Below are 25,930 nucleotides of genomic sequence, written 5' to 3' on the forward strand. Positions count from 1 at the left end.
GCTTATACATCTATTTTTCCCCTCTTTTCACCACTGTTAAACGTTGGTAATGTTCAAAAAAAAAAAGAGACTCTCTATAAGAATCTCTACTGACACTGTGGGCATTTACCATATATTTCGAATTTGTGACCTGAAATATCATACCCTGTTTCTGCTAAATTTTCTTTTAAAGCTTCCATTGGACATGTATGAATTTCTTTCGTTTTTCCGCAGTCCATACAAATGAAGTGATGATGATGGTGATGACTTTCACACGTAAACCGAAAATGTCTCTCGCTGGAAAGCTCGGTCTCTTCTAGTATTCCCAGTTGAACGAATAGGCTCAGATTACGATAAATGGTATCGAAACTAAGACCAGGGTAATCAGCTTTCATATACTCGAGAACATCTCTGGCCGTTAAATATTTATTCGAGCTCGAAAACAATTCAAGTAATTGCTCCCGTTTTCCTGTATGCTTATAACCCTTTGACTTCAATAGGTCCATCGCTTCCGTTACATTCACTTTCTACACCTCAACTTTTGAAGAATGACTCGACGTTCTTACTTTCTTAACCACGATGGTCAAGAGTAAAATCAAGATTGCCGTTATGACAATCGTTCCACCAGGGGCAAGATTCAAATAGAAAGCACTTACTAACCCGACGATGACTGAAACCTCGCCGAACAACAGTGAGTATCCGATCGTCTGCTTAAACCCATTTGCGATTCTCATACTTGCCGCAACGGGCAATGTCATTAGAGATGACACGAGGAGGATCCCTACGATCCTCATGGAGGCGGCAATGACAAGTGCGACCATTATCATAAAGATGAAGTGAATCGCCTTCGCAGGTATTCCTGACGCCTTTGCATGATCCTCATCAAAAGACAGGAGAAATAATTCCTTATACAATAGGAAAATCACCCCTATGACAAGGACACTGATTCCACCTATGAGATATAAATCCCCTCTGCTAACAGCGCTGACACTGCCGAATAAATAACTGAATAAATCAGTATTAAAACCGTCTGCCAAAGAAATGAAAATGACTCCGATCCCAATTCCCCCTGAAAGGATAATCGGAATCGCAAGTTCCTGGTAATGCTTATATACCATTCGTAACCGCTCAATGAACAAAGAACCCATGACGGAGAATGCCATTCCGAAATAAAGGGGATTCAGTCCAGAAAATCCAGGCACGGTTTTACTTATATACAGGCTTGCTGCGATACCAGACAGAGTGACGTGACTCAGGGCATCTGCAATGAGAGACAATCTCCTGACAACGATAAATGCTCCCAATAAGGGAGCAATGATCCCGATGAGGATGCCTGTTAGGAATGCATTTTGTAGAAATTCATATTGAAAAATTGCTTGAAGCATTGTCTTACCTCCACTCGATCATGAATGATGATGTTCATGCTCATGATTTAAGAAATGTACATCATGACCATAAAAAGAGGAAAGCTGATTTTCTTTTAGCTTTTCAAACTCTTCTGTTTTGCCATGGAAATGTAAATGTTTATTTAAACAAGCAACGTGAGTCACTTTATTTGAAATCGATCCGATATCATGTGTGACAAGAACAAGTGTGATCCCCAGATCTTTATTCAAGGTTTCTAACATATCATAAAAATTTTGGACATTTTGACTATCTACACCCACCGTCGGTTCATCCAGAATCAATATATCGGGATGGCTGACAAGGGCTCTTGCGATAAAGACCCTCTGCTGTTGTCCCCCTGATAATTCACCGATATTCCGTTTAGCGAACTGACTCATTCCGACTGAATCAATGGCTCCATGTACATCTTTTTTATATTTCGATGAAATTCGTTTGAACAAACCAGCCTTTTTTGCTAAGCCGCTTGCCACCACCTCATACACGGTTGCGGGAAAACCTGTATTGAAACTGTTCGCTTTTTGTGAAACAAATCCAATACGGTCCCATTGTTTGAATTTATGCTGTGGAACACCGAACAGCTCGATACTCCCCTGCTTCACACGCAAAAGGCCAAGAACAAGCTTCAATAATGTTGATTTCCCCGAGCCATTCGGACCAACGATTCCAAGGAATGCACCTCTTGGAATGCTCAAATTGATTTCCTCTAACACTTTTTCACGCTCATACCTAAAATTCACGTTTTCTATTTTAATGATTGGATTTGACTTATCCATTTCAATCAACTCTCTTTATAAGAATCATTCCGATTTAAAAGCACATAGGGTAGTATACAGGATGTAAGTTCAATTGTAAATCATCCCGATTATTCCCTTGAGAAAAGGACTGCCCAAAGGCAGTCCTTTATCATTCTTATACGATTCAGCGGATTTCACTTAATGAATAGCAGATTTGAATCTGGCACCCTTCGTTTCCTGTGTGTTCATTATCGTGATGAACGCACTCGGATCCACATCGGAAACAATTGATTTTAACTTCGTTACTTCAAGTCTCGTAACGACGACATAAATGACTTCTTTGTCATTATCCGTATAGCCTCCACGTCCTTTTAACATGGTCGTTCCTCTACCCAGCCGATGTAAAATCGCGTCCGATACGTCTAGATAATCATCTGACACAATTATAACCGCTTTGGTTTCATCCATCCCTTGTATGACCGTATCGATTGTCTTAAACGCAATGTAGTATGTCATTACGGAATACATGGCTTCTTCAATCCCGAAGACAAATGCCGCCCACCCGAAAATGAAGATGTTCATGAACATCACAAATTCACCCACGGAAAAAGGAAGCTTCTTAGTTAAGAGAATCCCAAGGATCTCCGTACCGTCTAAAGATCCTCCATGACGGATGACAAGTCCGACCCCGACACCAAGAATCAATCCCCCGAAAACAGTCGCAAGGATTTCCTCGGTAACGAACGGCTCCATATGATGAAGGAGACTTTCGATAATGGCTAATGAGACGATCGCAACTAATGAAGACACCACGAAGGTTTTTCCGATCTGTTTGTAACCTGAATACATGAATGGAAGATTTAACAGGACCAGTAATGTTGAGAAGTTAAGAAAAGGAATCGTATCTGAAATGAGATAATTTAGGATCAATGAAATGCCGATGATGCCACCATCGATAATATTATTGGGAACGAGAAAAAGTTCTATGGCCACAGCAGCCAACCCTGCTCCGATTGTAATGAAAAACAGGCGATAAATAAAATGGAGCGGACTCTCTTTTTTATGGATTCTTTTGGTCATCGTTACGTCCTTTCCTTTTCCTATTTTTCTTATAAAAGTGTCACTTTCTTCCTTTCTGTCACATATGTATCATTTGAGGAGTGATAAACATGAAGCTATTGCAAAATGTGATTAATCACAAAATCAATCATATTTCCAATGATGAATTATTGAAGTATGCCAAACAATATAATATTTCATTAACATCACAAGAGACCACAAGTATCGTGGCAAGTGTTAAAGGCAAGAACATTAATATTTTTGATGATGCACAGCGAAGCAGACTTGTGAAGAATCTAGCCAGGGTCATTGGACCCGCCAAGGCAAAGGAAATCAATCGACTCTTTTTACAGCTTATCAGATAGTAAAGAAAGAGGAGGCGTCCTCAGATCATGAGAGATAGCCTCCTCTATCGCTTTACTGATTTAGTATTTTCGATAATACATCTTCATCAAATGTCTGATTGCGAAGCATATCAATTTCAAACTTGTATGGAGGTTTTTTATTTTTCTTATCTTCCCCTACAAATGGCGTTTCTAAGATTTTCGGGACAGCCGTAAGCTGTGGATGATGCACGATATAATTCAGTGCCTTGAATCCGATATGACCGAATCCAAGGTTTTCATGACGGTCTTTGCTAGCTCCCCGCTCATTTTTACTATCATTGATGTGAAGAACCTTTAAACGATCAATTCCCACAATTTTATCGAACTCATCAAGTACCCCGTCAAAATCCTCTACAATATTATACCCTGCGTCATGTGTATGACATGTATCAAAGCAGACAGAAAGTCGGTCATTCAATTCTACCCCATTAATGATCTGGGCTAATTCCTCAAAGGAGCGGCCACATTCTGAACCTTTTCCAGCCATGGTTTCTAACGCAATTTGCACTTTATGGTCTTTTGTTAATACCTCATTCAATCCTTCAATGATTCTCTCGATTCCCTTGTCCGCTCCTGCACCTACATGTGCACCTGGATGAAGGACGATTTGCCCTGCTCCGAGAGCTTCTGTACGCTCGATTTCAGATCGAAGGAAATTGACACCCAATTCAAATGTGGAAGGGTTTGTCGTATTCCCTATGTTAATGATATAGGGAGCATGCACGACAATGTCCTCAATTCCATTTTCTTTCATATGGGCCATTCCTGCTTCAATATTTAAATCTTCTATCTTTTTTCTTCTCGTGTTTTGAGGCGCTCCTGTGTAAATCATAAAGGTATTCGCTCCATAAGAAACGGCTTCTTCACTTGAAGAAAGTAACATGTTTTTTCCACTCATGGAAACATGGGATCCAATTTTCATCATTCTTCTCAACTCCTAAGAAAATCTCTCTTTATTGTATCGAATGTGTACAAATGAATCACGTTCAAACACTTATTTGTTTCTGTTTTTGATTCTTCTTTCCCGCTTCTTGATTTGATCCACTTTATATTTCATTTTCTTTTTATATCCTGGTTTAACTGATTTCGGTTTACGGACCATCGATTTCGCCTTTTCATCCACTTCATCAACATGCGATTTCTGACGATTCTTCCGCTTGTTCAGAGGAGGGAGCTCAGACCATTCGCCTTTTTTAATGTCCCGATGTGAAAAGCTAATTCCAAGCTTCTCCAAGCGATTTAATGCATCCTCATCTGACGGTGTATAAATAGTAAAAGCAATCCCACTATTACCTGCACGTGCTGTACGACCAGAACGATGAACATAGAAATCCAAGTCCTGAGGCAATTCAAAGTTTATGATGTGACTTACTCCCTCTATATCAATTCCCCGTGCTGCTAAGTCAGTTGCTACGATATATTGATAATCGAGATTTCTGGTTTGTTTCATCATTTTCTTACGCTCACGGGGCGATAGATCACCGTGAATACGGCCGACCTTCAATCCTTTAGCAATCAGGGAATCGGCCACTTCATCTGCCTTTTGTTTGGTATTAGTAAAGACAATTCCTAAATATGGATTAATTTCCACTAAAATATTGTACAATAGATTGGTTTTATCGCGACTCTTCAGAGGAACAATCACATGTTGTATATTCTTCGCAGAACGCTGTTCAGGCTCCACATGAGCATATTGTGGATTTTCCATATACTTTTTCAAGAAAGGTTTAAGTTTCTCAGGTATGGTTGCAGAAAATACTAACATTTGCAGTTTCTCTGGCATCTTTGCAGCAATCTGATCCACATCTTCAATGAATCCCATATCGAGCATTAAGTCCGCTTCATCAATGACCAAGAGCGATGCTGTATGAACAAACAGTGCCTGATCTTTCACTAAATCATTGATTCTACCAGGGGTTCCTACTACGATATGAGGCTGATTTTTCAATTTATCAATTGTTCTCTGCTTATCCGTACCACCGATAAAACAACGGGAAACAATGTCACTATCCTTCGTAATTTTAAGCACTTCTTGATAAATCTGCTGAGCCAATTCACGTGTGGGGGCAGTAATCACAGCTTGTACCTGGTCAGCACTTGTATTCACCTTCTCAATGATTGGTAATAAGTACGAATGTGTTTTTCCCGTTCCTGTTTGAGATTGACCGATTGCACTTTGCCCTTTAAGAATTAGAGGGATCATTTTTTTTTGGATTTCTGTCGGTTCGTAGAAACCAAGTTCTTCTACAGCTTCATTGATGAACGCTTGGAATCCAAATTGTAGAAATAGATTCTTTTTCATTCCATACATCTCCTTTTATTATAAATATCCTTTTATTCACGCTGTCATCGGGATGGATGCCGCAATTCGTTCACATCATCACCACAGATCTATATAAAATTTACGGGTCACTTTGATGTCGTCAGTGATTTTATTTTAACGTAACAGTTTAGTAAGCGTCATATTTAAAGAACATCTAACCATTATAATAAATTTTCGGCAAAACATCTAGGTCAACCTTATTTTTATTTATGATGATAGTGTAACAATACCCTTTTTTATCCTTTTGCATACTCTATAATGACCATGAATTTATTCGAAATGAAAGGAGGCTGTCATTATGCCGCCTAGAAGAATGAGGGATCCGGGTCAAGATATGAGGAACCCTTTTGGAATGAGACAGCAGCGGGGATTTCGCCAGGGAAACGGGTTCAGGATGCAGTCACAATCTGGAAGAAATAGCTTCGGACTCGGACAGACACAACCACCACCCTTTCAATTCCGCGGACAAAGTCAAAACCAGGGCTTCAATTTGGGAATGAATCAAAAGGGACGAGGCAGAGGGTCAGGCAAAGGGGGATTATTATCAAAATTCCTAAAAAAAGGGGAAAACAACAATACAGGTGGCGGGCTACTTCAACAATTCACAAGAAGTGATTCAAGTACGACTTCAACTGATTCCGAACGTTCCCCTCAAGCAGCAGGAGGCATTATTCAAAGTCTTCTGAATCCTGGTAATGTGAATTCCTTTTTGTCGAACACTCAACAAATGCTTCAAAGCGCCCAGCAATTAGGTCCGATGTTTCAACAATACGGCCCTATGGTCAAAAATATCCCGTCTTTGTGGAAGCTTTATCGAGGATTGCAAAATATGCCCGATAATGAAACCACAGAAGAAGAAAAAAAGGATGAGGATATCAGTGTTCCGGATGCAGAGACAAAAGTAGAGAAAAAAAAGAAAAAGAAGCCGCCTGTAAAAATAACGGATGATGTTGAAATGGAAGAAGAGGTCCCTCTTACCTCCAACTCTAAACCGAAACTCTATATTTAATAACCGAATCCCTAAAGGGAATGAATCACCTTGAGGGATTTTTTTTGTTTTATGAACAAAGTGTTTAACATGCAAAGAACTTTTCTTCGTAAAATCCTTTGGTGCCGCCTCTATTATCACTCAAAAACGTCTACCCACTTCGTTCTCTTTGTCAGAAAGGCCATTCTCCTTTATAATGAAGACAAAACCTTTTCTCATGTAGGAGGATATTCATAGATGGAAATTATTAAAATTACTCCGAGGGGCTATTGTTATGGTGTAGTAGATGCAATGGTTATTGCAAGAAATGCTGCATTAGATAAATCGCTTCCTCGCCCAATTTATATTTTAGGGATGATCGTCCATAACAAGCATGTAACCGATGCGTTCGAAGAAGACGGCATTATCACCCTAGATGGCAGCAATAGAAAAGATATCATTGAACAAGTGAATGAAGGAACGGTGATTTTCACAGCTCACGGAGTATCTCCTGAAGTAAAGGAAATCGCAAAACAAAAAGGACTTGTCACCCTTGATGCAACTTGTCCCGATGTAACCAAGACACATGACCTGATTCGTGCGAAAGAAGCTGAAGGGTACGACGTGATCTATATCGGTAAGAAAGGACACCCTGAGCCAGAAGGTGCTGTCGGTGTAGCTCCTGAAATCGTTCATCTTGTCGAAACAGCGGATGATGTTGAAAAATTATCCATCGACAACGAAAAAATCATCGTGACTAACCAAACGACGATGAGTCAATGGGATGTACTCGATACCATGGACAAGGTGAAGGAAATGTACCCTCACGTCGAGTTGCACAAAGAGATTTGCCTTGCTACACAAGTCAGACAAGAAGCAGTAGCCGAACAGGCTGGAGATGCTGATGTCCTCATTGTAGTAGGCGACCCTAAAAGCAATAACTCCAATCGCCTTGCTCAAGTATCGAAGGATATCGCAGGTACTCCCGCCCATAGAATTTCAGACATCAGCGAATTGGACATTGAATGGATAAAAGATGCCAACATTGTGGCGGTAACAGCTGGTGCATCCACTCCGACTCCAATCGTAAAAGAAGTCGTTAAATTCCTTGAAGCTTTTGATCGTAATGATGAAGTCACATGGACAAGAGAACACACTGTACCGTTAAATAAAATACTACCTAAAGTACGCAAAGCAAAATTGGGAACCAAATAATATCAATGTGAAAGGCCCCTCCAAATTGGAGGGGCCTTTCATATTACATATACGTAAATGGGTTCGTTTCAGATTTCGAAGCAAAGATATTAACAATATACCCTTTATCCGAACATTTTTTTGTAAGATATTCGGCTACTCCTTCTCTCATCACTTTTTCAATATGATGACCGGCGTCCACAACGTTAAGTCCCATCATCATAGCGTCATGAGCAGTATGATAATAAATATCACCAGAGACAAACACATCGGCTCCTTGTCTCTTGGCTTTTCCGATAAACTTATTTCCATCGCCGCCTAGTACTGCTACTTTCTTAACTTTCGCTTCCCCGTTACCAATTACTCTGACTCCATCCATACCAAATGTTTTCTTCACATGCAGCGCAAACTCTGCCAGGTTCATTTCGTTTGGTAAATATCCTATTCTCCCTAACCCCAGAGCAGGTGATCCATTCTTAAGGGAATAGATATCATAGGCAACCTCTTCATATGGATGATGGGTAAACATCGCTTTCAATACTTTATTCTGTAGGGAAATTGGATATACAGTCTCCACCTTTTCTTCCTCTACTTCTTCAGGTACACCCTGCTTCCCTATATGAGGGTTTGTACCTTCTTCAGGTAAGAATCTCCCTTGTCCTTCAGTTGAGAAAGTGCAATGAGAATAGTTCCCAATATGCCCGGCTCCTGCTTTCCCTAAAGCCTTTCGAAGTTCTTCGCCGTTCTCTTTCGGTATATACACCACCAGTTTCCGGAGCTCTTCACTGTAGGTCGGAACAAGGACAGAGTGATCCTTCAATTTCAGCATATCAGCCAGTAGATCATTCACTCCTCCTGTCGCTACATCAAGATTCGTATGGGCAGCATAAACGGCAATATCATGTTTGATTAGCTTTTCAATCATTCGACCTTGATAAGTGCCTGTTTGCAACGTTTTTAATGGACGGAATAATGGAGGATGATGGGCGATGATTAATTTCACATTATTCTTAATGGCTTCATCCACCACATTATCCAACACATCCAAGGTGATCATCACATTATCCACCTTTTCATTCAGTTTACCGATTTGAAGTCCAATCGGATCTCCTTCTTCAGCCAGATGTTTAGGAGAAAATTCCTCGAAAAGCTGAATGATTTCATGGCCGTTTACTGTTTTCATGGGGTAAGGACCTCCTCTACCATTTGGATTTTTTGAATAAGTTCCCGCTTTCGTTTTACTAAAGCATCGGTCTTTTCTGCTCTTTCCATGTTATTTATTATTTTCTTCCATTGATGAAGCTCCTGATTCCATTTTTTCTTAAACGCTTCGCTTTGATCATTCATCAAAAATGGGCCAAGCAACAGCTCTTTTTCCATTTCATTGGAATAATTTGCTCTTGGATCCCCTTTTTCAGCTATTACTATTTCATAAAGTTTGTCGTCTTCTTCAAGAATATCTTCTCCTATCAGACTCCATTCATTGTCCATCAGCCACGTTCGTATTGAACTCGCACTCACATTGGGTTGCAGGATCAACCTTGGTCCATTGGAGAGTTTATCTTTTCCAGCCTCCAAAATGGATGCAATCAATGCACCACCCATCCCTGCAATCGTTATACAATCTACTTCCCCAGGAGCTAACACCTCTAAACCATTTCCTAATCTTACTTCTACTTTCTTTGTTAATTGTGCATCCTCTACCTGTTTCTTCGCAGAAAGATATGGCCCCTTTACTACTTCACCTGCAACGGCGAAGGAAGCGATGCCTTTGTTTACTGCATAACACGGGAGATACGCGTGATCTGATCCTATATCAGCAATTTTGGAATTTTCCGGTATGTATGAGACAACTGTTTCTAGTCGCTTTGATAATTGTTGAATATTCATATGTTCACCTTTACTCATTTTTTATTGGAGATACATGTACGATAATCATTCTAACCAACTTTTCTATATAAAAAAAGCCCTTTGCCCTAAGACAAAGAACCTTTTTCATACATTGATTATTTAAGTGATTTGATCCAGTCTGCCATTGCATCAAGATTTTCATCTGCTACAAGACCAGCAGGCATGATGCCTCCACCATTTTTAATTCTATCCTTGATCTCGTCTTTAGATAGCTTGGTACCTTTAAGAGCTGGACCAGCGCCACCTTCATAGTTTCCACCATGACAAGAAACGCAAGACTCTTTGTACTTCGCTTCCGGATCGAATTCACCGCTTGAAGCTTCTTCTCCATCTTTACCTTCCATATCACCATGCTTTTCTTCTTTTGCTTTCTCTTCGGCATTGTTAAGTCCTTCAATTGATAAGAAGAAAATAAGACCAATACCAAGAGCCGCAATAAGTACGAATGGAATAATTGGATTACGATTCATGATTTTAACCTCCTTTATGTACAAATCCAAAAAATAGTGCTCTTTTCAACACTTTATATTTTACTGTAAAAATCGACAAAGTAAAAGTACTATCAATTAACTTTTCCATCTTTCTCATAAATTAGACACATTTCTTTTAAATTTCCTTAGTTACACCAGCTTATACAGGATAAATAGAGGAGCTCTATTCTCCCCAGGGGACCAATAGAGCTCACTGTTCATCATTTAGGACCTAACCCCTTATTGACACCCGATCAACCTTGAGATGACCATTCTCTGAACCTCTGAGGTCCCTTCTCCAATTTCAAGAAGCTTGGCATCCCGTAAATAGCGCTCAACATGGTATTCTTTCATGTAACCGTACCCACCATGGATTTGAATCGCTTCATTCGCAACTTCCATACTGATTTCTGAAGCGTAAAGTTTACACATAGAAGCTTCTTTCGAAAACGGTCTTCCCTGGTCCTTCAACCATGCAGCTTTGTGTACCATATTTCTTGCAAGCTCAATCTTCATTGCCATATCTGCCAGCTTAAATTGAGTAACTTGAAACTGTGATAAGGTTTTACCAAACTGTTTACGCTCTTTCGAATATTGGAGCGCCTTATCAAAGGCAGCCTGTGCTACCCCGACAGCCATAGCCCCAATACCAATTCTTCCTCCGTCCAGGGTTACCAGGAATTGTTTGAATCCTTCTCCTTGTTTCCCTAACAGATTTTCTTTAGGTACTTCTACATCTTCGAGAACCAACTCTGTGGTATTGGAAGAATGCAGACCCATTTTTTCATAATTATCAATTACCTTAAAACCTTTGGCACTGGTAGGGACGATGATTGCACTGATTTCCTTATTCCCATTGTTTCTACCTGTAATAGCCGTCAACGCCAGGTGATTTGCATAACTTGCGTTGGTAATATAACACTTATTTCCGTTGATGACCCATTTATCCCCTTTATCCTCTGCAGTGGTCTGGGTTCCGCCTGCATCAGAACCGGCATTAGGCTCCGTGAGACCAAAAGCTCCAAATGATTCCCCTGTACAGATGGGAGTTAAATATTCCTGTTTCTGTTCATGAGTACCGAATAAATTAATTGGCGCTCCTCCCAAAGAGATATGAGCAGAATACGTAATCCCAGTTGAAGCACATGCTCGGCTTAGCTCTTCAGTTACAATCGCAAAACTGACCGTATCGGCCCCCGCTCCGCCATATTCTTCTGGAAAAGGAAGCCCCATCATTCCCAAATCAGAAAGTTTCTTGAAAATTTCTTTAGGAAATTCCTTTGTTCGGTCCCGGTCCAATGCACCAGGCGCCACCTCTTCATCAGCAAATTCCCTGATCGTCTTTTTAATCATTGTTTGTTCTTGTGTTAAATCGAAATTCATACTTATCCCCCTTGTCTAACTTTGATGACTGAAAGCCCTAAACTTCCTTTATATTAAAAAGCGCTTTCAAACATACTCATCCGACTTCATGAATACGCTACCATACCTATTATAAAAGGGAATAGTGAATTTTCTCAACTTTAAAAAACTTTTAAATTTTCAGAAGTTATAGTAGTATATAAAAAATTAGTAAAACCACTCCTACTGATCCCGACCATGAAAAATAACTCATTTTCCACTTCACTCCAACGCCAATCCAAATCAAACAGTTAAGAAATAAGGTTATGTATAAGTAGAACGAGCTTCCTCTAAATATTCCCTCCACGATTTCAATGGAAGAGAGCAATAAGATGCAAGCGGAGGAACAGTATAAAAGCAAAGGTGATAATTGTTTCTTAGTATAATAAATTCCCACACCTGTTAATAATCCGACAAAACTTGCCAAAATCGCTGTTTGCAAAACGATTGACAATTCAGTAAAATAAATGACAAATAATGAAATTGAAATAGAGCAGATTGAAAAGAGGAAATCCTTAAGCACGAATTTCTTTTTAACACTGCTTTTGTCTGGTTGACCAGTTCCTTCCCCACCTGTATATAACGCGAGAAGGTAGTCACAGTATTGTTCGGGAAGCATTTTCGTTTGTTTCCAAATTTGAATTTCAGAAATGATGATTTCTTTTTTTGAATGGTTAGTTTTGTTCAAAGTCGTCACACCTTCAATTGTTAAATCCTATTGCTATTTTCGCCATCATGGATAAAAAAACCTTTATTTCGGCAAAAAAAACTACCTCTATGCACAATAGAGGCAGCAAAAGAGTATTCTATTCTAAAAAGTCTTTCAAACGTTTGCTTCTGCTTGGATGACGAAGCTTTCTAAGGGCCTTTGCTTCAATTTGACGAATACGTTCTCGCGTTACACCAAAGACCTTGCCTACCTCTTCCAAGGTACGAGTTCTTCCATCATCCAGACCAAAACGTAAACGCAGGACGTTTTCTTCACGATCTGTAAGGGTATCCAGTACATCTTCAAGTTGCTCTTTCAATAGTTCGTAAGCAGCATGTTCTGAAGGGGATTGAGCTTCTGCATCCTCAATGAAATCTCCAAGATGAGAATCATCTTCTTCACCAATAGGTGTTTCAAGTGATACCGGCTCTTGAGCAATCTTAAGGATTTCTCTAACCTTTTCAGGGGTTAGGTCCATTTCTTCAGCAATTTCTTCTGGTGCAGGCTCACGACCTAAATCTTGAAGTAACTGTCTTTGTACCCGAATCAGCTTATTAATGGTTTCCACCATATGAACCGGAATACGAATGGTTCTAGCCTGATCAGCAATCGCACGGGTAATGGCTTGACGAATCCACCAGGTTGCATACGTACTGAATTTGTATCCCTTACGATAATCAAACTTCTCCACAGCTTTGATAAGACCCATGTTACCTTCTTGGATAAGATCTAAGAAAAGCATACCTCGACCTACATACCGTTTTGCAATGCTGACAACAAGTCTTAAGTTCGCTTCTGCGAGGCGTCGCTTAGCTTCTTCATCACCATCCTCAATTCTCTTGGCAAGGTTTATCTCTTCTTCTGCAGATAACAGGTCCACTCTTCCGATTTCTTTCAAGTACATACGGACCGGGTCATTTATTTTAACTCCAGGAGGAACGCTTAAATCATTAAGGTTAAATTCTTCTCCCTCTTCTTTCTCTAACTCCGTTGCACCTGGATCATCATCTTCATCGCTTTCATTGACGATTTCTACATTTTGTTCACCTAAGTGCTCGTAGAATTCATCCATTTGATCGGAATCCAACTCAAATCCTGATAATTTATCGGCTATATCCTCGTAGGTGAGGACTCCCCTTTTCTTACCTTGGTTTACTAAAAATTCTTTCACCTGATCAACTGTTAATTCTGACGCTATTTGTTTGGAACGCGCTGACTTTTCAGCCATTTGTTCCCCTCCTTCCAACTTCCTTACAAAACTTTATAGAGACTTACGTAGCTGTAAGATTTCCATTGCAATTTGTGCTTCTTTTCGGTAATCCTTTAGTCTTTCCGCTTCTTTTCTTTCCACTTCTTTTTCTTTTATTCTCAACATCTTTTGATGTTTTAACACCTGATTAACATAATCTGCTAATTCTTGCTCTGTACTTTCTTCGCTTATTGACATCATTTCGATGTCTGTAACGACCCTTCTCAACCTCTCGTCAGGTAGATAGCCTATAAAGGCACTGGCACTTGGAGGCAGACCTTCTTCATAATAACCCAATAAATAAGTAATAATAGCTTGATGCTCATCAATATTAAGATTTGTACCTGCAAGCCACTCCTGAATCTTATAAGCTATATTCGCGTCCTTTAGCATGTATGCAATCAATCTTCTTTCAGCCGTCTGGTATGCAGGTAATAACTTGGTTTGGGTTGAGCGCTTGAAATCCACTTGCATACCGACCTGTTTAGAAGGTTTTGACATGCGCTTTTGGGGACCTTCGAATTCAGCCAGTTGTTGTTGAAGTGCTTCTAATGATAACTCGAACTCATCGGCTAAATACCTTAAATAATAATCCTTTTCAACCGCTTTACTCAATTGAGTAATTTCCTTAAGTATGTCTTCTATATACTTAAGACGATCTCCTTCATCATTCAAGTTTTTATTTAGCTTATAATACCTAAGTTTAAACGCCATGAGCGTTAAACTTGCCCCTATTACATCCTGTTGAAACTTGGCTTCACCATACTTGGTAATGTAGTCATCAGGGTCTAGTTGTTCTGGAATTGTGGCGACACGGATATTCAACTGATGATTATGAAGAAGTCTTCCGGCTCTGAATGCGGCCTCCACTCCAGCAGAATCACCATCGTAACAAATGATGATGGAATCAGTTAAGCGTTTCAATAGACCGATTTGCTGCTCAGTTAATGAAGTACCCATGGTGGCGATCCCATTTTCCACTCCAGCTTCATTAGCTGAAATAACATCTGCAAATCCTTCAAACAAAATCGCCTGCTGTTTTCTTCTGATCATTGCTCTTGCGCCATGATAATTATAGAGAATGCTGCTTTTATTAAAGATTTTTGTTTCAGGACTATTTAAGTATTTGGGTTCGTCATTCGCTTCAATGCTCCGTCCTGAGAAGGCAACAGTGTTCCCCTTCGTATCAACAATTGGAAACATGATTCTTCCTCTGAAACGATCGAGGAAAGAATCGTCCCGCTCTCTTCTTACGAGCAAACCTGCCGCTTCCATCAATTCAAGGGAGTACCCTCTCTTCTGAAGGAACTTCACGGTAAAATCCCAACTGGGAAGTGACCATCCAATTTGGAATTTCGCAATACTTTCTGTCGTGAATCCCCGGGCCAATAAATATTCCAAAGCTTCCTGACCTTCTTTTGTGTTTAGAAGGAGATGATGGTAAAATTTACTTAATAAACCATGTGCTTCCATCATTTGCTTTTCATCTTCTTGAGGAGGAAGCGTTTGTTCAGACGAGGAGGTTTGAATGGAAATCTCTTCGCCCACTTTGGACCCGAGCTTTTGCGCTGCCTCCTGGAAGTTTAATCCATCCACATCCATTAGAAAGGTAAACGCATTTCCCCCAGCGCCACAACCAAAGCAGTGGAATATTTGCTTGTCAGGAGAAACAGAAAAAGATGGAGTGTTCTCTCCATGAAACGGACATAAACCGAAATAATTGCGTCCCTGCTTTTTTAGTTGTACATAATCACTGACAACATCAACAATATCGGTTGACGATAATATTTTATTTAACGTATCTTCAGGGATTCTTTCAGACATCATCTATCACCTGTTTTTATTTACCCTCTTAATCCATTCTGTACTTATTGAATTTCTCCTGCAATTTCCGACAAGATTTTATCGAAGGAAGCACAAAATGTTTCTCTGTCTTGATTTGTAAAAGGCTTGGGACCTTTACCATAGTTCCCTCTTCGACGTTCTTTTGCTGCGACATACCGGTAATCCAAAGCTGTGACAATGCTCTCTTCCTTGTAGGCTTTTCCCCTAGGAGAGATGGCATAAACTTTTTTCGGCAACACCAGGCTTGCGAGTCCTATATCCTGCGTCACAAGAACATCTTTTGCCTTAACATGATTCATGATGTATAAGTCTGCCGCTTCTTTCGAACTATCCACATACACCCATGTACCTTGATCAGGTGTGTTCTTTCTATGGGCATGAGAAGCAACGAATACAATCTCAAAGCCATACAATCGTGTGAACTTAATGATTTCCTGTTTTACCGGGCAAGCATCTGCATCTACATATACGGTGGACTTATATTCGCTAATACTAACTATTCTACATCACTCCGTATTTTCCTTCTCTCTTTATGAACTTTCCTAGAGAATTGATTAAAATTGTCGAATTTTAATTTAGACGAGACTTGACATATCACAATAATTAGTTTATTCCTTAAGAGTTTAGTCTAAACCTATTTTAAATATTTTTATCACAATTTTTTATTATAGTATAATCGGACAAGTTTTGCCACTATAAAAACTTATTAATTCCAAGGAATTTATCCTCGTTGTTAAATTCTAAAAAAAAGAATGATTTCCCCTTAACTGCCTGAGGAAATCATTTTTTTAAGTTCATTTGGTGCATGCTGGTCAATCATTGGAGTTGCGATAAATATTCGTAATGACATTTGCAGTTTCTTCAACAGCTTTGTTCGTTACGTCAATGACATGACAACCGATACGATTTGTAATTTTCTCGAAATATTCGAGCTCATCTTCGATCCGTTTAATATTTGCGTAGCTCGCCTGATCATTTAAGCCTAAAGACTTTAATCTTTCACGGCGTATCGTATTCAATTTTTCAGGACTAATCTTAAGCCCGAAGCATTTTTTCGGTGAAACCAAAAATAATTCCTCGGGTGGATCCACTTCTGGTACAAGTGGTACATTTGCCACTTTGAACCGCTTAAGTGCAAGGTATTGAGATAAAGGAGTCTTTGAAGTTCTTGAAACTCCTACAAGCACTATATCCGCTCTGAGGATACCACGGGGATCGCGGCCATCATCATACTTAACGGCAAATTCAATAGCTTCCACTTTCTTGAAGTAATCATCATCAAGCTTTCTTACCGTCCCAGGCTCTAACAGCGGTTCTTTTTGGTAGGAAGATTGATATTGGTCCATTAATGGACCGATGATATCAAATGCATAGAGTTCTTCTTTCGCGGATTGTTCTTTAATATAGGCACGCATATCAGGCTTAACAAGGGTATACACAATCAAGCCCTGGTTTAATTTCGCTAAGGAAATCACTTCATCAATATGCTCTAGGTCCTCTACATACGGAAAGCGTTTTAAGACCGTATTGGAACCATTGAATTGGCTAATCGCCGCCTTCGTTACTAATTCAGCAGTCTCCCCCACTGAATCGGATACAACATAGATGATCGGTTCTTTCACGATCGTTCACCACCTTCTAATATTCATCTGCCAATGCTACAAATGCTTTAGTAATATTCGTTTTCGTAATTCTGCCAATTACCTCTAAATCGCCTTTTTCGGTTTTCTTAATAACAGGAACCGAGTCGATTTGCTTATGGATCAGATCTTTCGCTACAGCTATCAGCTGATCATCCTTTTCACACACCGTAATATTCGGCATTCTCGTCATAATGATATTCACAGGTAACGTACTAAGTTCCTGCTTTCCGATACTTGCTCTAAGTAAATCCTTACGGGAAAGGACCCCTACTAAGTACGTATTGGCGTCCACGACAAACAGCGTCCCTACATCTTCCAGAAACATTGTCACAATGGCATCATACACGGAAACATTTTCATTTACCACAACGGGAATCGATTGGTAATCCTTGACGAATATTTTGTTAAGGTTTTCTGTCAGCAGCTGTGTTCCTGTTTTTCCTGTATAGAAATATCCCACTCTCGGACGTGCATCCAGGTAACCAGCCATGGTTAAGATGGCCAGGTCTGGCCTGAGAGTCGCTCTAGTTAAGCTTAATTGATCTGCAATTTGTTCACCAGTAATTGGTCCGTTGTCTTTCACTATTTGTAAGATACGTTCTTGACGCTTATTAAGTTCGATTGTTACTCACCACCTAACGGACAAACGATTTATGTTATACTTTATATTAAATATTATATACTATTTAAGAGAAATGAAAAGAGCATATTATCATTCTATCGGGACAACACTATATTTAAATTTCACTTTACACAGAGTAGCTTTTTTAAATAAAAACTTCAAATCTTTTCTCTCCCAGCGTTCAGTAGTTGTTTTTATTTCTTTCTCATGATAAAATGTCTTCATCTTACAACCATGCTATGATGGATTAATAAGTACTTGCTAATCGATAAGCGACTGGGGATGGTGAAAGCCCAGAAAGCAAGGAAACGGCAATCCGGAGCTATTTACCTTTTAAAAGTGGGTATACAAGTTATGTATATCAACTAGGGTGGAACCGCGAGTTTCAAGCTCGTCCCTAGGCTTTAGAGCCTAGGGACGAGCTTTTTTATTTACATAAATGATGAAAAGGAGTGACTTATATGTCAATGGAAAAAGTAGTAAACTTAGCAAAACACCGTGGGTTTGTCTTCCCGGGTTCTGAAATTTATGGAGGACTTGCAAACACTTGGGATTACGGTCCATTAGGAGTAGAGTTAAAAAACAATATTAAAAAAGCATGGTGGAAAAAATTCGTACAAGAATCACCGTACAATGTGGGACTTGATGCAAGTATTTTAATGAATCCCCAAACGTGGGTAGCTTCTGGTCACGTAGGTAACTTCAATGATCCTATGATCGACTGTAAACAATGTAAGACGCGTCATCGTGCAGACAAAATCATCGAAAATGCCCTTGAAGAAAAAGGCATTGAAATGATCGTCGATGGACTGTCATTTGAAAAAATGGAGGAAATCATTAAAGAACATGATATTGCGTGTCCTGATTGTGGAAGCCACGACTTCACCGGAATCCGTCAATTTGATTTAATGTTTAAAACCCATCAAGGTGTCACAGAGTCTTCTACCAATGAAATTTATTTACGCCCTGAAACGGCTCAAGGTATTTTTGTCAATTTCAAGAATGTCCAACGTTCCATGCGTAAGAAAATGCCATTCGGTATCGCTCAAGTCGGAAAAAGCTTCCGAAATGAAATTACTCCTGGTAACTTCACGTTCAGAACACGGGAATTCGAACAAATGGAACTTGAATTCTTCTGTAAACCTGGCGAAGACTTGGAGTGGTTCTCTTATTGGCGTGAATTCTGTAAAAACTGGTTACTGAATTTGGGTATGAGTGAAGATAATATGCGTCTACGAGATCATGATGAAGATGAATTATCACATTACAGCAATGCAACAACGGACATCGAATATAAATTCCCATTTGGCTGGGGAGAACTTTGGGGTGTAGCCGACCGTACAGACTTTGACTTGAAGCGTCATATGGAACATTCAAATGAGGATTTCCACTACATGGATCCACAGACAAATGAAAAGTATGTACCATATTGTATCGAACCTTCTCTTGGAGCAGATCGCGTCACCCTTGCATTCCTTTGTGATGCATTTGAGGAAGAGGAGCTTGAAAATGATTCACGCACAGTGCTTCGTTTCCATCCGGCGTTGGCGCCATTCAAGGCTGCTGTCCTGCCACTTTCCAAGAAGTTATCTGATGATGCGTTCAAAGTATATGAAGAGCTATCACAAGATCTTATGATTGACTTCGACGAAACGGCATCCATCGGGAAGCGCTACCGTCGCCAAGACGAAATCGGAACACCATTCTGTATCACATTTGACTTCGATTCTGTAGAGGACGGTCAAGTAACCGTTCGTGACCGTGACACAATGGATCAGGTAAGAATGCCAATCAGCGAAGTCAAGGCTTTCTTACAGGAGAAAATTAAGTTTTAATACCAAATGCGGAGGCGGCTCGTTTAGAGGCGACAAGCATATGGCGACCCTGCCACAAAGGCGTTCTTTGCCTTTGTGGCAGGGTTGACTTATGACCTCGAGCCTCTAGCCGCCGGAGCTTGCCGATACCAAATGCGGAGGCGGCTCGTTCAGAGGCGACAAGCATACCTAAAAAATCCCCAATGGCGTTTTTGCCTTTGGGGATTTTTTGTTGTATTTATGAGGAAAAAATCAAAATATCTATTTTTTTTCGAATAGTTGGCGTCGTCTAGCCACCTGAATCGATTGATTGTACTACATTTTTTGGGCTGTGGCGATACTTGTGCTACTTTATCGCACTTTCTCCATTATTTTGGCCAGATTTTATTGTTTATTGGGCCACTTTCACCGTTTATTGGGCCACTTTTACTGTTTATTGGGCCACTTCCGCCATTCATTGCGCCAAATTGTGAACGCAAAGAGGTTTAGCTACTTTCATCAATAAAAAAATAAGGCCCATTCACACAACGTGAATGGGCCTATCCATATCATCACAAGCAGCTTTATAAAGCTAGAATAAGTCCTTTAGGTTATCCATTTGGTCAAGAAACCTCCTGGATTTTAATGTTAAACCTGAATTTTCATCGTAATAAGTTCTGATAACCCGCTTCAATTGAAGTTTTGTTTCATCTTTCACCGATATATTTCCTAATCGATTGATATCAAAATAATAAAATACCCTAAGAAGTTTCACTGTACCTTGAGATATCGGAAAATGATGAGGATCTTCACTTAGACAGCGATGACAGATGAATCCATTTTCTCTAAAAGAAAAAGCAAATTCACCATCCGACTCACCACACACAGCACACCCATTCAAATGAGGATAGAGCCCTAATACCGGGAGCATCTTCATTTCGAAAATATGCATAAGGATTTCGGGGTCATAGTCTTCATTTAAATAGGAAAGGGTCTTGTATAGCAATTCAAATAGAAATGGGTTCGGTTTACGATCCTCAGTCGCTTTATCAAGAAGATCGACGATGTAAGTGGCATATGCTGTTTTAAACAAGTCTTCCCTTACGTGCCTTAGGGATTCAGCCATCTCTCCCTGCTGGAGAGTACCAAGTCCACTTCCTTTAATAAACATGAAATAACCATATGTAAACAATTGTGAAATGGCGGATAGACGGCTATTAGGTTTCTTTGCCCCTCTAGCCATCAATCCAATTTTTCCGAATTCCCGTGTATATATGGTAACAATTTTATTCGACTCACCGTAATGATTCGTTCGAATAACGATCCCTTCACATTTCTGTAGCATATAGCCACCTCCCGCTATCAATCCAACCGGGTGATGACAAACTTATCACGTTAAAGGAAAATCAACTTCAGCTGTTTCTTCCTCTAAACTGAAAGGATCCTCTATCGTCTCTTTCTCAAGCTCTTTAAAAAGCAAATAGGTGTCTATGCTTCCTGTTTGCGAAAAAAATTTCCAAGTTAAGTCTAACATAAAAAACCCACCTTTCTGGATTTAAACTAGCAAGACTTCATAAGCTTTCTTGTGATTAGAATGAGCATTTTCTCTCTAAAACATGTGGACTAAATATTGTTAATTCCATCATCAATATTCATCGTCGCTGAAACCAAAGTCACGTAACGTAGAAGAACGGTTACGCCAATCCTTCTGGACCTTCACCCATAGTTCAAGGTAAACCCTTGTTCCTAGCAAATTCTCAATGTCGACACGGGCACGCTTCCCAACTTCTTTAAGCATGGACCCTTGTTTGCCAATCACAATTCCTTTTTGTGAATCTCTCTCCACAATGATCGTTGCGATGACATCAATAAGGTCCTTATCTTGCTTTTTCTCCATTTTATCGATCATGACTGCAATACTGTGAGGAATCTCTTCCCTGGTCATATGCAAGACCTTTTCACGGATGAGTTCTGATACGATAAAACGTTCCGGATGATCTGTAATTTGATCAGCAGGATAGAATTGAGGCCCTTCCGGTAATTGATCTTTCAATAACTGAACAAGGTTATCCACATTATTTCCCTCTAGTGCTGAAATTGGAACAGTCGCAGCGAAAGGAAACAGGTCATTGTATTGTTGGATCATTGGCAACAATGCATCGGGGTGGACTTGGTCAATTTTATTAAGAATAAGGAAAACCGGTGTTTTAACACCTTTTAACTTCTCGATAATGAAGTGATCTCCTTTACCTAACCCTTCTTCGACATTGACCATGAATAAGATGACATCCACTTCTTTCAAAGTGTTCTGAGCAATCTTCATCATGAAGTCTCCAAGTTTATGTTTCGGTTTGTGTATTCCGGGAGTGTCGATGAAAATCATTTGAGCATCATCCGTTGTATAAACTCCCTGAACTTTGTTTCGTGTTGTTTGAGGCTTATCACTCATTATGGCAATCTTTTGACCGATGACCTTGTTCAAGAAAGTGGATTTCCCTACGTTCGGTCTTCCAATAATGGAAATAAAGCCTGACTTGTGCTCTGTATTATTCATTTAAATCCTCCGGTGAAAAAGCTCCTGGCAATAGTTCCCCAACCGTTAATTCTTCCACATCGCCTTTTAGGTTTGTGAGTACCACTTTCATGTCTTTCGAGCATAGCTCTGAAATGACCTGACGACACGCTCCACATGGCGGGACGGGTCTATTCGTGTCTGCTACTACCGCAATCATCGAATAGTCCTTATCCCCTTCAGAATAAGCTTTAAAAAGAGCTGTACGCTCAGCACAATTACACATACTGTACGCTGCATTTTCAATATTACACCCGTGATAGACTTTACCGTCCTTTGACAGAAGAGCCGCTCCCACCTTAAATTTACTATACGGTACGTATGCTTTTTCTCTCGCTAGTTTAGCTTCTTGTATCAATTGTTCTGCATTCATTAATATAACTCTCCTTTTAACCCTTACACATTTATTTTACTACAACTTTCATAAAAGAAAATGGGCTGTTATCATTTTGTAATAAAATAGTTAGATAATTCTAACTATTTATCGATTTTAATCTTTGCTCCATATATTCTATACAAGTATAAGAACGTTTTCAAATGAATTAAAGGCTGCGGGCAAGAAATCATTCAATTTCTTGCCCGCAGCCTTTAATTTTTAAGTAAATATTGTCTTCTTTTCCCGTTAGAGGAGTAATTCAACCAGCTTCGGGATGAAGATGATCCCTCCGATGATCGCTGTACAAATCGCGAAGAGTAGAACGGCCGCTGAAGCCAAATCCTTCGCGGCCTTCGCAAGAGGGTGATACTCTTTGACAGAAAGATCGACTGCCTTTTCAATCGCCGTGTTCATGGTTTCAAGTGAAAGTACTGAAAACACGAGAATAACCAGTGTGATCCATTCCATGGTGGAGACTGAGAGCATGTACGCCAATAAGAATACGACGATTCCCACACATGAATGTATTCTGAAATTCTGCTCCGTTGCCCATACAGAACGGATTCCATGTGCTGCATACCCGAAAGACTTTAAGAACCGGAAGAAGCCAAACCTAGTCTCTTTTGAGTCCATATTCATCTAAAATGTCCCTTTGTCTCTGAAACATTTTCTTTTCATCGTCTTCTTCAATATGATCATATCCCAATAAATGAAGGAATCCATGAAGGGCAAGAAAACCAAGCTCACGGGAGAACGAATGATTGTATTCTTCTGCCTGTTCTTTTGCTCGGTCAATAGAGATGATGATATCTCCCAAAACACGGGGAATATTCCCCCCAATAATTTCTACTTCGTCTTCTCCCAATTCTTCAAGAGCAAATGAGATGACATCGGTTGGTTGATCTTTATCTCTATATTCCTGATTGATTTCCTGAATCCGTTCGTTGGTTACAAACGTGACGGACACTTCACTTTCATTCTCAATATTCTCTTTCTCTGCAGCAAAGTTCAGGATATTCTGAACCAAACCCGTTTGCTCATCGGACAATGTTTCTGTTTCATCAATAAAATCGATTAATAGTGTCATGCTTCCTCTCCTTTTGCTTGAAGTTCCGGATATTCTATTCTCGGATGAAAAATTCCATTCAACGTCTCGCATAAAGACCTCTTCACAGTCTCTAATTGCTTTAACGAAATATCACATTCATTAAACTGACCGTCCTGAAGGCGGTCTTGTACAATTGAATGAACGAGCTGTTGAATCTCTGCTTGGGTGGGAGATTTCTTGGATCTGACAGCCGCTTCAACACTATCGGCAATACTTATCACGGCCGCTTCCCTTGTCTGTGGTTTAGGACCCGGATAGCGGTATTCTTCTTCTTTTACATCTTTCCCTTGTTCTTTGGCCTTATAATAGAAAAATTTCAATAAGGTCGTTCCATGATGTTGCTCTGCGATATCGACTATTTCCTTTGGAAGCTTGTGCTTTCGGAGCATTTCTGCACCATCAGAAGTATGACTAATAATAACATCTCTGCTCGTTTCAGGCGATACCCGATCGTGTGGATTCCCCATATTGAGTTGATTCTCAATGAAGAAGTGCGGACGCTTTGACTTGCCTACATCATGATAATAACAGCCTACTCTTGCTAGGAGACCGTTCGCTCCAATGGACTCACACGCTGCTTCTGCAAGGTTCGCTACCATGACACTATGATGATAGGTACCTGGTGCATCGGTTAACAATTTCTTCAACAGAGGTTGTGTAGGACTTGAGAGCTCCACTAGCCTCATGGAAGACAGTATTCCAAATCCCGCTTCGAAAAAGGGTAGGAAACCGATCGTTAAAATGGAAGAGCTGATGCCTGATACAAGAGCGAACACAAGGTAATACACATATTCACTATTTGAATAAGAAGTGCCGCTTAGAAGGAGCAAAAATCCGAGTATCAAGATATTTACAAGAGCAACATATATTCCGGCCCTCAAAATATTGGAGCGCTGATTGCGGCTCACAAGGAACAAGATCCCGGAAACTCCGCTGAATAACGTATAAATCGCGATTTCAATATCAATGGACCCTGAAAACTGCTGGTGAAATACGATACTCGAGCATGCGGAAAGAATGAACACCATCATCATGGCAATCCGCTCGTTCAATAACATCCTCAGAATCATGCCAGTGAATGCAGCAGGGAAAATAAACGCAATATCATTGATTTCCAGCTGATCTATTAAGCCCACAATTTTCATGAGCAATAGAGAGATGACAAATACAATACTCGTCAGAATCAAATAATTTTGTTTTCTTTCCTCAGTGACTTCAAGGGTGAAAAAGAAGTAATACAAAGAGCTGATCAGCACCAGGACAAAGAGGGCAAGGCCTACATACGGCTTAAAGGAAAATGTATTATCCACCATCCCCAAAGATTTTAGGATGCTGTATTTTTTCGGCGTAATCAGATCTCCATCTTCTACAATCACTCCACCTTCTATGATTTCAACCTTCTGTACATCTGCCTCAGCGAGTTTCTTTAACTCATCTGTTTTTTCTGCATCATAGAATTGTGTTGGTTCAAGAGCTACTTTCCCCAATTTTACTGCAGCTGTAGATAGGTCACCATTAAATGAGTAATTGGTGATTCGTTGTTCTAAATTCAATTTCGCTTCATTTAATTCTTCTTCTTTTACACCATTCTCCATGATGATTTTCATCTGGGTGGATACGATGGTTTCTACACGTGATAAGTCGTCTTCTGACGCCAAGAGAAGTGTCTTTAAGACGTCATCACTTAGACTATTGGTCACATTATTATTTTTATCTTTAGGCAACTTAGCTTTTAACAGCTTCAATTGTTGATTGACATCCAGACTTGTGGGCGGTTTCAAATCCTCTTCTTGCCCACCCTGAGATACGGATTCTTTTTTCACTTCATTAACGCTTTCCATCAGTGATCGGAGCAATGAAATAGAGTTGTCGATCGCTCCTTCTTTCGGGGTGTAGACATTCGCCACTTCCGCCTTGGCTTCTTGTTTCTTCTTGGCAGTCGCTTCCTCATCAACAAATTTCTTAGGAGCTCTTATGGTTGTAGGTGCCTCTTCATACAAATTAATATCCAATGTTTTCGGCTTAACATTGCCATATAAAACCCCGAAAACAATGATTCCAAGTAATACAAATAAGAGATTAGTAAATAGTCGATAGCTTAGAAAACTTCTGATTTTGAGCAGAAATGGGTGCGTTTGCATATAGAACCCCCTGTTATGTATGGACAAATTCAATGGAACGT

At 39.9% G+C, this 25,930-nt stretch carries 27 protein-coding genes; 4 read left to right on the plus strand and 23 right to left on the minus strand.

Annotated elements, in window-relative coordinates; all coding sequences use genetic code 11:
* Positions 1 to 86: 86 nt before the first annotated feature.
* The 4 genes from FGG79_RS10095 to FGG79_RS10110 all read right to left on the minus strand — a co-directional run bounded on the left by FGG79_RS10095 (position 87) and on the right by FGG79_RS10110 (position 3,200).
* A complete protein-coding gene (locus FGG79_RS10095) occupies positions 87 to 503 on the minus strand; it encodes a Fur family transcriptional regulator (RefSeq protein WP_138777906.1) in 417 nt (138 codons plus the stop codon).
* 3 nt (positions 504 to 506) lie between these two features.
* Positions 507 to 1,364, minus strand: coding sequence for a metal ABC transporter permease (locus tag FGG79_RS10100; protein ID WP_138777907.1), 858 nt, complete (start codon positions 1,362 to 1,364; stop codon positions 507 to 509).
* An 18-nt stretch (positions 1,365 to 1,382) separates the two neighbouring features.
* The gene (locus FGG79_RS10105; RefSeq protein ID WP_138777909.1) at positions 1,383 to 2,159 is read right to left on the minus strand and encodes a metal ABC transporter ATP-binding protein; all 777 of its coding nucleotides are present in this window, start codon (positions 2,157 to 2,159) and stop codon (positions 1,383 to 1,385) included.
* Between the two features lie 159 nt (positions 2,160 to 2,318).
* Positions 2,319 to 3,200: a YitT family protein gene (locus FGG79_RS10110; RefSeq protein WP_138777911.1), complete on the minus strand. Its 882-nt coding sequence runs from the start codon at positions 3,198 to 3,200 to the stop codon at positions 2,319 to 2,321.
* An 89-nt stretch (positions 3,201 to 3,289) separates the two neighbouring features.
* On the opposite strand from FGG79_RS10110, the gene FGG79_RS10115 reads away from it, so the two are divergent.
* A complete protein-coding gene (locus FGG79_RS10115) occupies positions 3,290 to 3,544 on the plus strand; it encodes a DUF2624 domain-containing protein (protein ID WP_138777913.1) in 255 nt (84 codons plus the stop codon).
* Between the two features lie 52 nt (positions 3,545 to 3,596).
* On the opposite strand, the gene FGG79_RS10120 is transcribed toward FGG79_RS10115, so the two are convergent.
* Positions 3,597 to 4,490, minus strand: a complete 894-nt coding sequence (locus FGG79_RS10120; RefSeq protein WP_138777915.1) for a deoxyribonuclease IV — start codon at positions 4,488 to 4,490, stop codon at positions 3,597 to 3,599.
* A 69-nt stretch (positions 4,491 to 4,559) separates the two neighbouring features.
* Positions 4,560 to 5,867, minus strand: a complete 1,308-nt coding sequence (locus FGG79_RS10125; protein ID WP_138777917.1) for a DEAD/DEAH box helicase — start codon at positions 5,865 to 5,867, stop codon at positions 4,560 to 4,562.
* Positions 5,868 to 6,186: 319 nt separating this feature from the next.
* On the opposite strand from FGG79_RS10125, the gene vrrA reads away from it, so the two are divergent.
* Both vrrA and FGG79_RS10135 read left to right on the plus strand, forming a co-directional pair.
* A complete protein-coding gene (vrrA, locus tag FGG79_RS10130; RefSeq protein ID WP_138777919.1) occupies positions 6,187 to 6,897 on the plus strand; it encodes a VrrA/YqfQ family protein in 711 nt (236 codons plus the stop codon).
* Positions 6,898 to 7,113: 216 nt separating this feature from the next.
* Positions 7,114 to 8,070: a 4-hydroxy-3-methylbut-2-enyl diphosphate reductase gene (locus FGG79_RS10135; RefSeq protein WP_138777920.1), complete on the plus strand. Its 957-nt coding sequence runs from the start codon at positions 7,114 to 7,116 to the stop codon at positions 8,068 to 8,070.
* Positions 8,071 to 8,113: 43 nt separating this feature from the next.
* Here FGG79_RS10135 and FGG79_RS10140 read toward each other — a convergent pair whose 3' ends face one another.
* The 10 genes from FGG79_RS10140 to ccpN all read right to left on the minus strand — a co-directional run bounded on the left by FGG79_RS10140 (position 8,114) and on the right by ccpN (position 17,899).
* On the minus strand, positions 8,114 to 9,232 hold the full coding sequence (locus FGG79_RS10140; RefSeq protein WP_138777922.1) for a Nif3-like dinuclear metal center hexameric protein: 1,119 nt from the start codon (positions 9,230 to 9,232) through the stop codon (positions 8,114 to 8,116).
* Positions 9,229 to 9,939 (minus strand): tRNA (adenine(22)-N(1))-methyltransferase, encoded by a 711-nt coding sequence (locus FGG79_RS10145; RefSeq protein WP_138778835.1) that lies wholly within the window; start codon positions 9,937 to 9,939, stop codon positions 9,229 to 9,231. Before FGG79_RS10145 ends, FGG79_RS10140 begins: the two co-directional genes overlap by 4 nt.
* A 116-nt stretch (positions 9,940 to 10,055) precedes the next feature.
* Positions 10,056 to 10,430: a cytochrome c550 gene (gene cccA, locus FGG79_RS10150; RefSeq protein WP_138777924.1), complete on the minus strand. Its 375-nt coding sequence runs from the start codon at positions 10,428 to 10,430 to the stop codon at positions 10,056 to 10,058.
* Positions 10,431 to 10,670: 240 nt separating this feature from the next.
* Complete coding sequence (locus FGG79_RS10155) at positions 10,671 to 11,813, minus strand: acyl-CoA dehydrogenase (RefSeq protein WP_138777926.1); 1,143 nt, start codon at positions 11,811 to 11,813, stop codon at positions 10,671 to 10,673.
* Between the two features lie 166 nt (positions 11,814 to 11,979).
* Entirely contained in the window at positions 11,980 to 12,519 is a 540-nt protein-coding gene (locus tag FGG79_RS10160) for a hypothetical protein (RefSeq protein WP_138777928.1), read from the minus strand.
* Between the two features lie 118 nt (positions 12,520 to 12,637).
* Complete coding sequence (rpoD, locus tag FGG79_RS10165; RefSeq protein ID WP_138777930.1) at positions 12,638 to 13,768, minus strand: RNA polymerase sigma factor RpoD; 1,131 nt, start codon at positions 13,766 to 13,768, stop codon at positions 12,638 to 12,640.
* A gap of 33 nt (positions 13,769 to 13,801) precedes the next feature.
* On the minus strand, positions 13,802 to 15,613 hold the full coding sequence (dnaG, locus tag FGG79_RS10170) for a DNA primase (protein WP_138777932.1): 1,812 nt from the start codon (positions 15,611 to 15,613) through the stop codon (positions 13,802 to 13,804).
* 44 nt (positions 15,614 to 15,657) lie between these two features.
* Positions 15,658 to 16,134, minus strand: coding sequence for a YaiI/YqxD family protein (locus FGG79_RS10175; protein WP_138777934.1), 477 nt, complete (start codon positions 16,132 to 16,134; stop codon positions 15,658 to 15,660).
* Between the two features lie 312 nt (positions 16,135 to 16,446).
* Positions 16,447 to 17,259 carry a pyruvate, water dikinase regulatory protein gene (locus tag FGG79_RS10180; protein WP_138777936.1) on the minus strand — a complete coding sequence of 271 codons (813 nt, stop codon included), beginning with the start codon at positions 17,257 to 17,259 and terminating at the stop codon, positions 16,447 to 16,449.
* Between the two features lie 13 nt (positions 17,260 to 17,272).
* A complete protein-coding gene (ccpN, locus tag FGG79_RS10185; protein WP_138777938.1) occupies positions 17,273 to 17,899 on the minus strand; it encodes a transcriptional regulator CcpN in 627 nt (208 codons plus the stop codon).
* 461 nt (positions 17,900 to 18,360) lie between these two features.
* Here ccpN and FGG79_RS10190 point away from each other — a divergent pair, with 461 nt between their 5' ends.
* The gene (locus tag FGG79_RS10190) at positions 18,361 to 19,734 is read left to right on the plus strand and encodes a glycine--tRNA ligase (protein ID WP_138777940.1); all 1,374 of its coding nucleotides are present in this window, start codon (positions 18,361 to 18,363) and stop codon (positions 19,732 to 19,734) included.
* A gap of 550 nt (positions 19,735 to 20,284) precedes the next feature.
* On the opposite strand, the gene recO is transcribed toward FGG79_RS10190, so the two are convergent.
* From recO to FGG79_RS10225, 7 genes are all read right to left on the minus strand, one after another.
* A complete protein-coding gene (gene recO, locus FGG79_RS10195) occupies positions 20,285 to 21,037 on the minus strand; it encodes a DNA repair protein RecO (protein WP_138777942.1) in 753 nt (250 codons plus the stop codon).
* A 45-nt stretch (positions 21,038 to 21,082) separates the two neighbouring features.
* Positions 21,083 to 21,226, minus strand: a complete 144-nt coding sequence (locus FGG79_RS10200) for a YqzL family protein (protein ID WP_138777944.1) — start codon at positions 21,224 to 21,226, stop codon at positions 21,083 to 21,085.
* 111 nt (positions 21,227 to 21,337) lie between these two features.
* Entirely contained in the window at positions 21,338 to 22,246 is a 909-nt protein-coding gene (gene era / locus FGG79_RS10205; protein WP_138777946.1) for a GTPase Era, read from the minus strand.
* Positions 22,239 to 22,637, minus strand: coding sequence for a cytidine deaminase (locus tag FGG79_RS10210; RefSeq protein ID WP_138777948.1), 399 nt, complete (start codon positions 22,635 to 22,637; stop codon positions 22,239 to 22,241). Before FGG79_RS10210 ends, era begins: the two co-directional genes overlap by 8 nt.
* 249 nt (positions 22,638 to 22,886) lie before the next feature.
* The gene (locus FGG79_RS10215; protein ID WP_240794251.1) at positions 22,887 to 23,279 is read right to left on the minus strand and encodes a diacylglycerol kinase; all 393 of its coding nucleotides are present in this window, start codon (positions 23,277 to 23,279) and stop codon (positions 22,887 to 22,889) included.
* Positions 23,254 to 23,727 (minus strand): rRNA maturation RNase YbeY, encoded by a 474-nt coding sequence (gene ybeY / locus FGG79_RS10220; RefSeq protein ID WP_138777950.1) that lies wholly within the window; start codon positions 23,725 to 23,727, stop codon positions 23,254 to 23,256. Before ybeY ends, FGG79_RS10215 begins: the two co-directional genes overlap by 26 nt.
* Positions 23,724 to 25,889, minus strand: a complete 2,166-nt coding sequence (locus FGG79_RS10225; protein WP_138777952.1) for an HD family phosphohydrolase — start codon at positions 25,887 to 25,889, stop codon at positions 23,724 to 23,726. The genes ybeY and FGG79_RS10225 overlap by 4 nt, the downstream gene beginning before the upstream one ends.
* Between the last annotated feature and the right edge of the window lie 41 nt (positions 25,890 to 25,930).

The organism is Bacillus sp. BHET2, from assembly GCF_005938125.1.
In the GTDB taxonomy this organism is placed as follows: Bacteria; Bacillota; Bacilli; order Bacillales; family Bacillaceae_B; genus Rossellomorea.

Coding starts and splice junctions, on each gene's coding strand:
- FGG79_RS10215 (WP_240794251.1), bottom strand. CDS start 23,279: ATGAATATGGACTCAAAAGAGACTAGGTTTGGCTTCTTCCGGTTCTTA.
- FGG79_RS10225 (WP_138777952.1), bottom strand. CDS start 25,889: ATGCAAACGCACCCATTTCTGCTCAAAATCAGAAGTTTTCTAAGCTAT.
- ybeY (WP_138777950.1), bottom strand. CDS start 23,727: ATGACACTATTAATCGATTTTATTGATGAAACAGAAACATTGTCCGAT.
- FGG79_RS10155 (WP_138777926.1), bottom strand. CDS start 11,813: ATGAATTTCGATTTAACACAAGAACAAACAATGATTAAAAAGACGATC.
- FGG79_RS10115 (WP_138777913.1), top strand. CDS start 3,290: ATGAAGCTATTGCAAAATGTGATTAATCACAAAATCAATCATATTTCC.
- FGG79_RS10135 (WP_138777920.1), top strand. CDS start 7,114: ATGGAAATTATTAAAATTACTCCGAGGGGCTATTGTTATGGTGTAGTA.
- FGG79_RS10200 (WP_138777944.1), bottom strand. CDS start 21,226: ATGTTAGACTTAACTTGGAAATTTTTTTCGCAAACAGGAAGCATAGAC.
- vrrA (WP_138777919.1), top strand. CDS start 6,187: ATGCCGCCTAGAAGAATGAGGGATCCGGGTCAAGATATGAGGAACCCT.
- FGG79_RS10105 (WP_138777909.1), bottom strand. CDS start 2,159: ATGGATAAGTCAAATCCAATCATTAAAATAGAAAACGTGAATTTTAGG.
- FGG79_RS10100 (WP_138777907.1), bottom strand. CDS start 1,364: ATGCTTCAAGCAATTTTTCAATATGAATTTCTACAAAATGCATTCCTA.
- FGG79_RS10145 (WP_138778835.1), bottom strand. CDS start 9,939: ATGAATATTCAACAATTATCAAAGCGACTAGAAACAGTTGTCTCATAC.
- dnaG (WP_138777932.1), bottom strand. CDS start 15,613: ATGTCTGAAAGAATCCCTGAAGATACGTTAAATAAAATATTATCGTCA.
- FGG79_RS10140 (WP_138777922.1), bottom strand. CDS start 9,232: ATGAAAACAGTAAACGGCCATGAAATCATTCAGCTTTTCGAGGAATTT.
- FGG79_RS10125 (WP_138777917.1), bottom strand. CDS start 5,867: ATGAAAAAGAATCTATTTCTACAATTTGGATTCCAAGCGTTCATCAAT.
- cccA (WP_138777924.1), bottom strand. CDS start 10,430: ATGAATCGTAATCCAATTATTCCATTCGTACTTATTGCGGCTCTTGGT.
- recO (WP_138777942.1), bottom strand. CDS start 21,037: ATGCTACAGAAATGTGAAGGGATCGTTATTCGAACGAATCATTACGGT.
- era (WP_138777946.1), bottom strand. CDS start 22,246: ATGAATAATACAGAGCACAAGTCAGGCTTTATTTCCATTATTGGAAGA.
- FGG79_RS10120 (WP_138777915.1), bottom strand. CDS start 4,490: ATGATGAAAATTGGATCCCATGTTTCCATGAGTGGAAAAAACATGTTA.
- FGG79_RS10110 (WP_138777911.1), bottom strand. CDS start 3,200: ATGACCAAAAGAATCCATAAAAAAGAGAGTCCGCTCCATTTTATTTAT.
- FGG79_RS10190 (WP_138777940.1), top strand. CDS start 18,361: ATGTCAATGGAAAAAGTAGTAAACTTAGCAAAACACCGTGGGTTTGTC.
- rpoD (WP_138777930.1), bottom strand. CDS start 13,768: ATGGCTGAAAAGTCAGCGCGTTCCAAACAAATAGCGTCAGAATTAACA.
- FGG79_RS10210 (WP_138777948.1), bottom strand. CDS start 22,637: ATGAATGCAGAACAATTGATACAAGAAGCTAAACTAGCGAGAGAAAAA.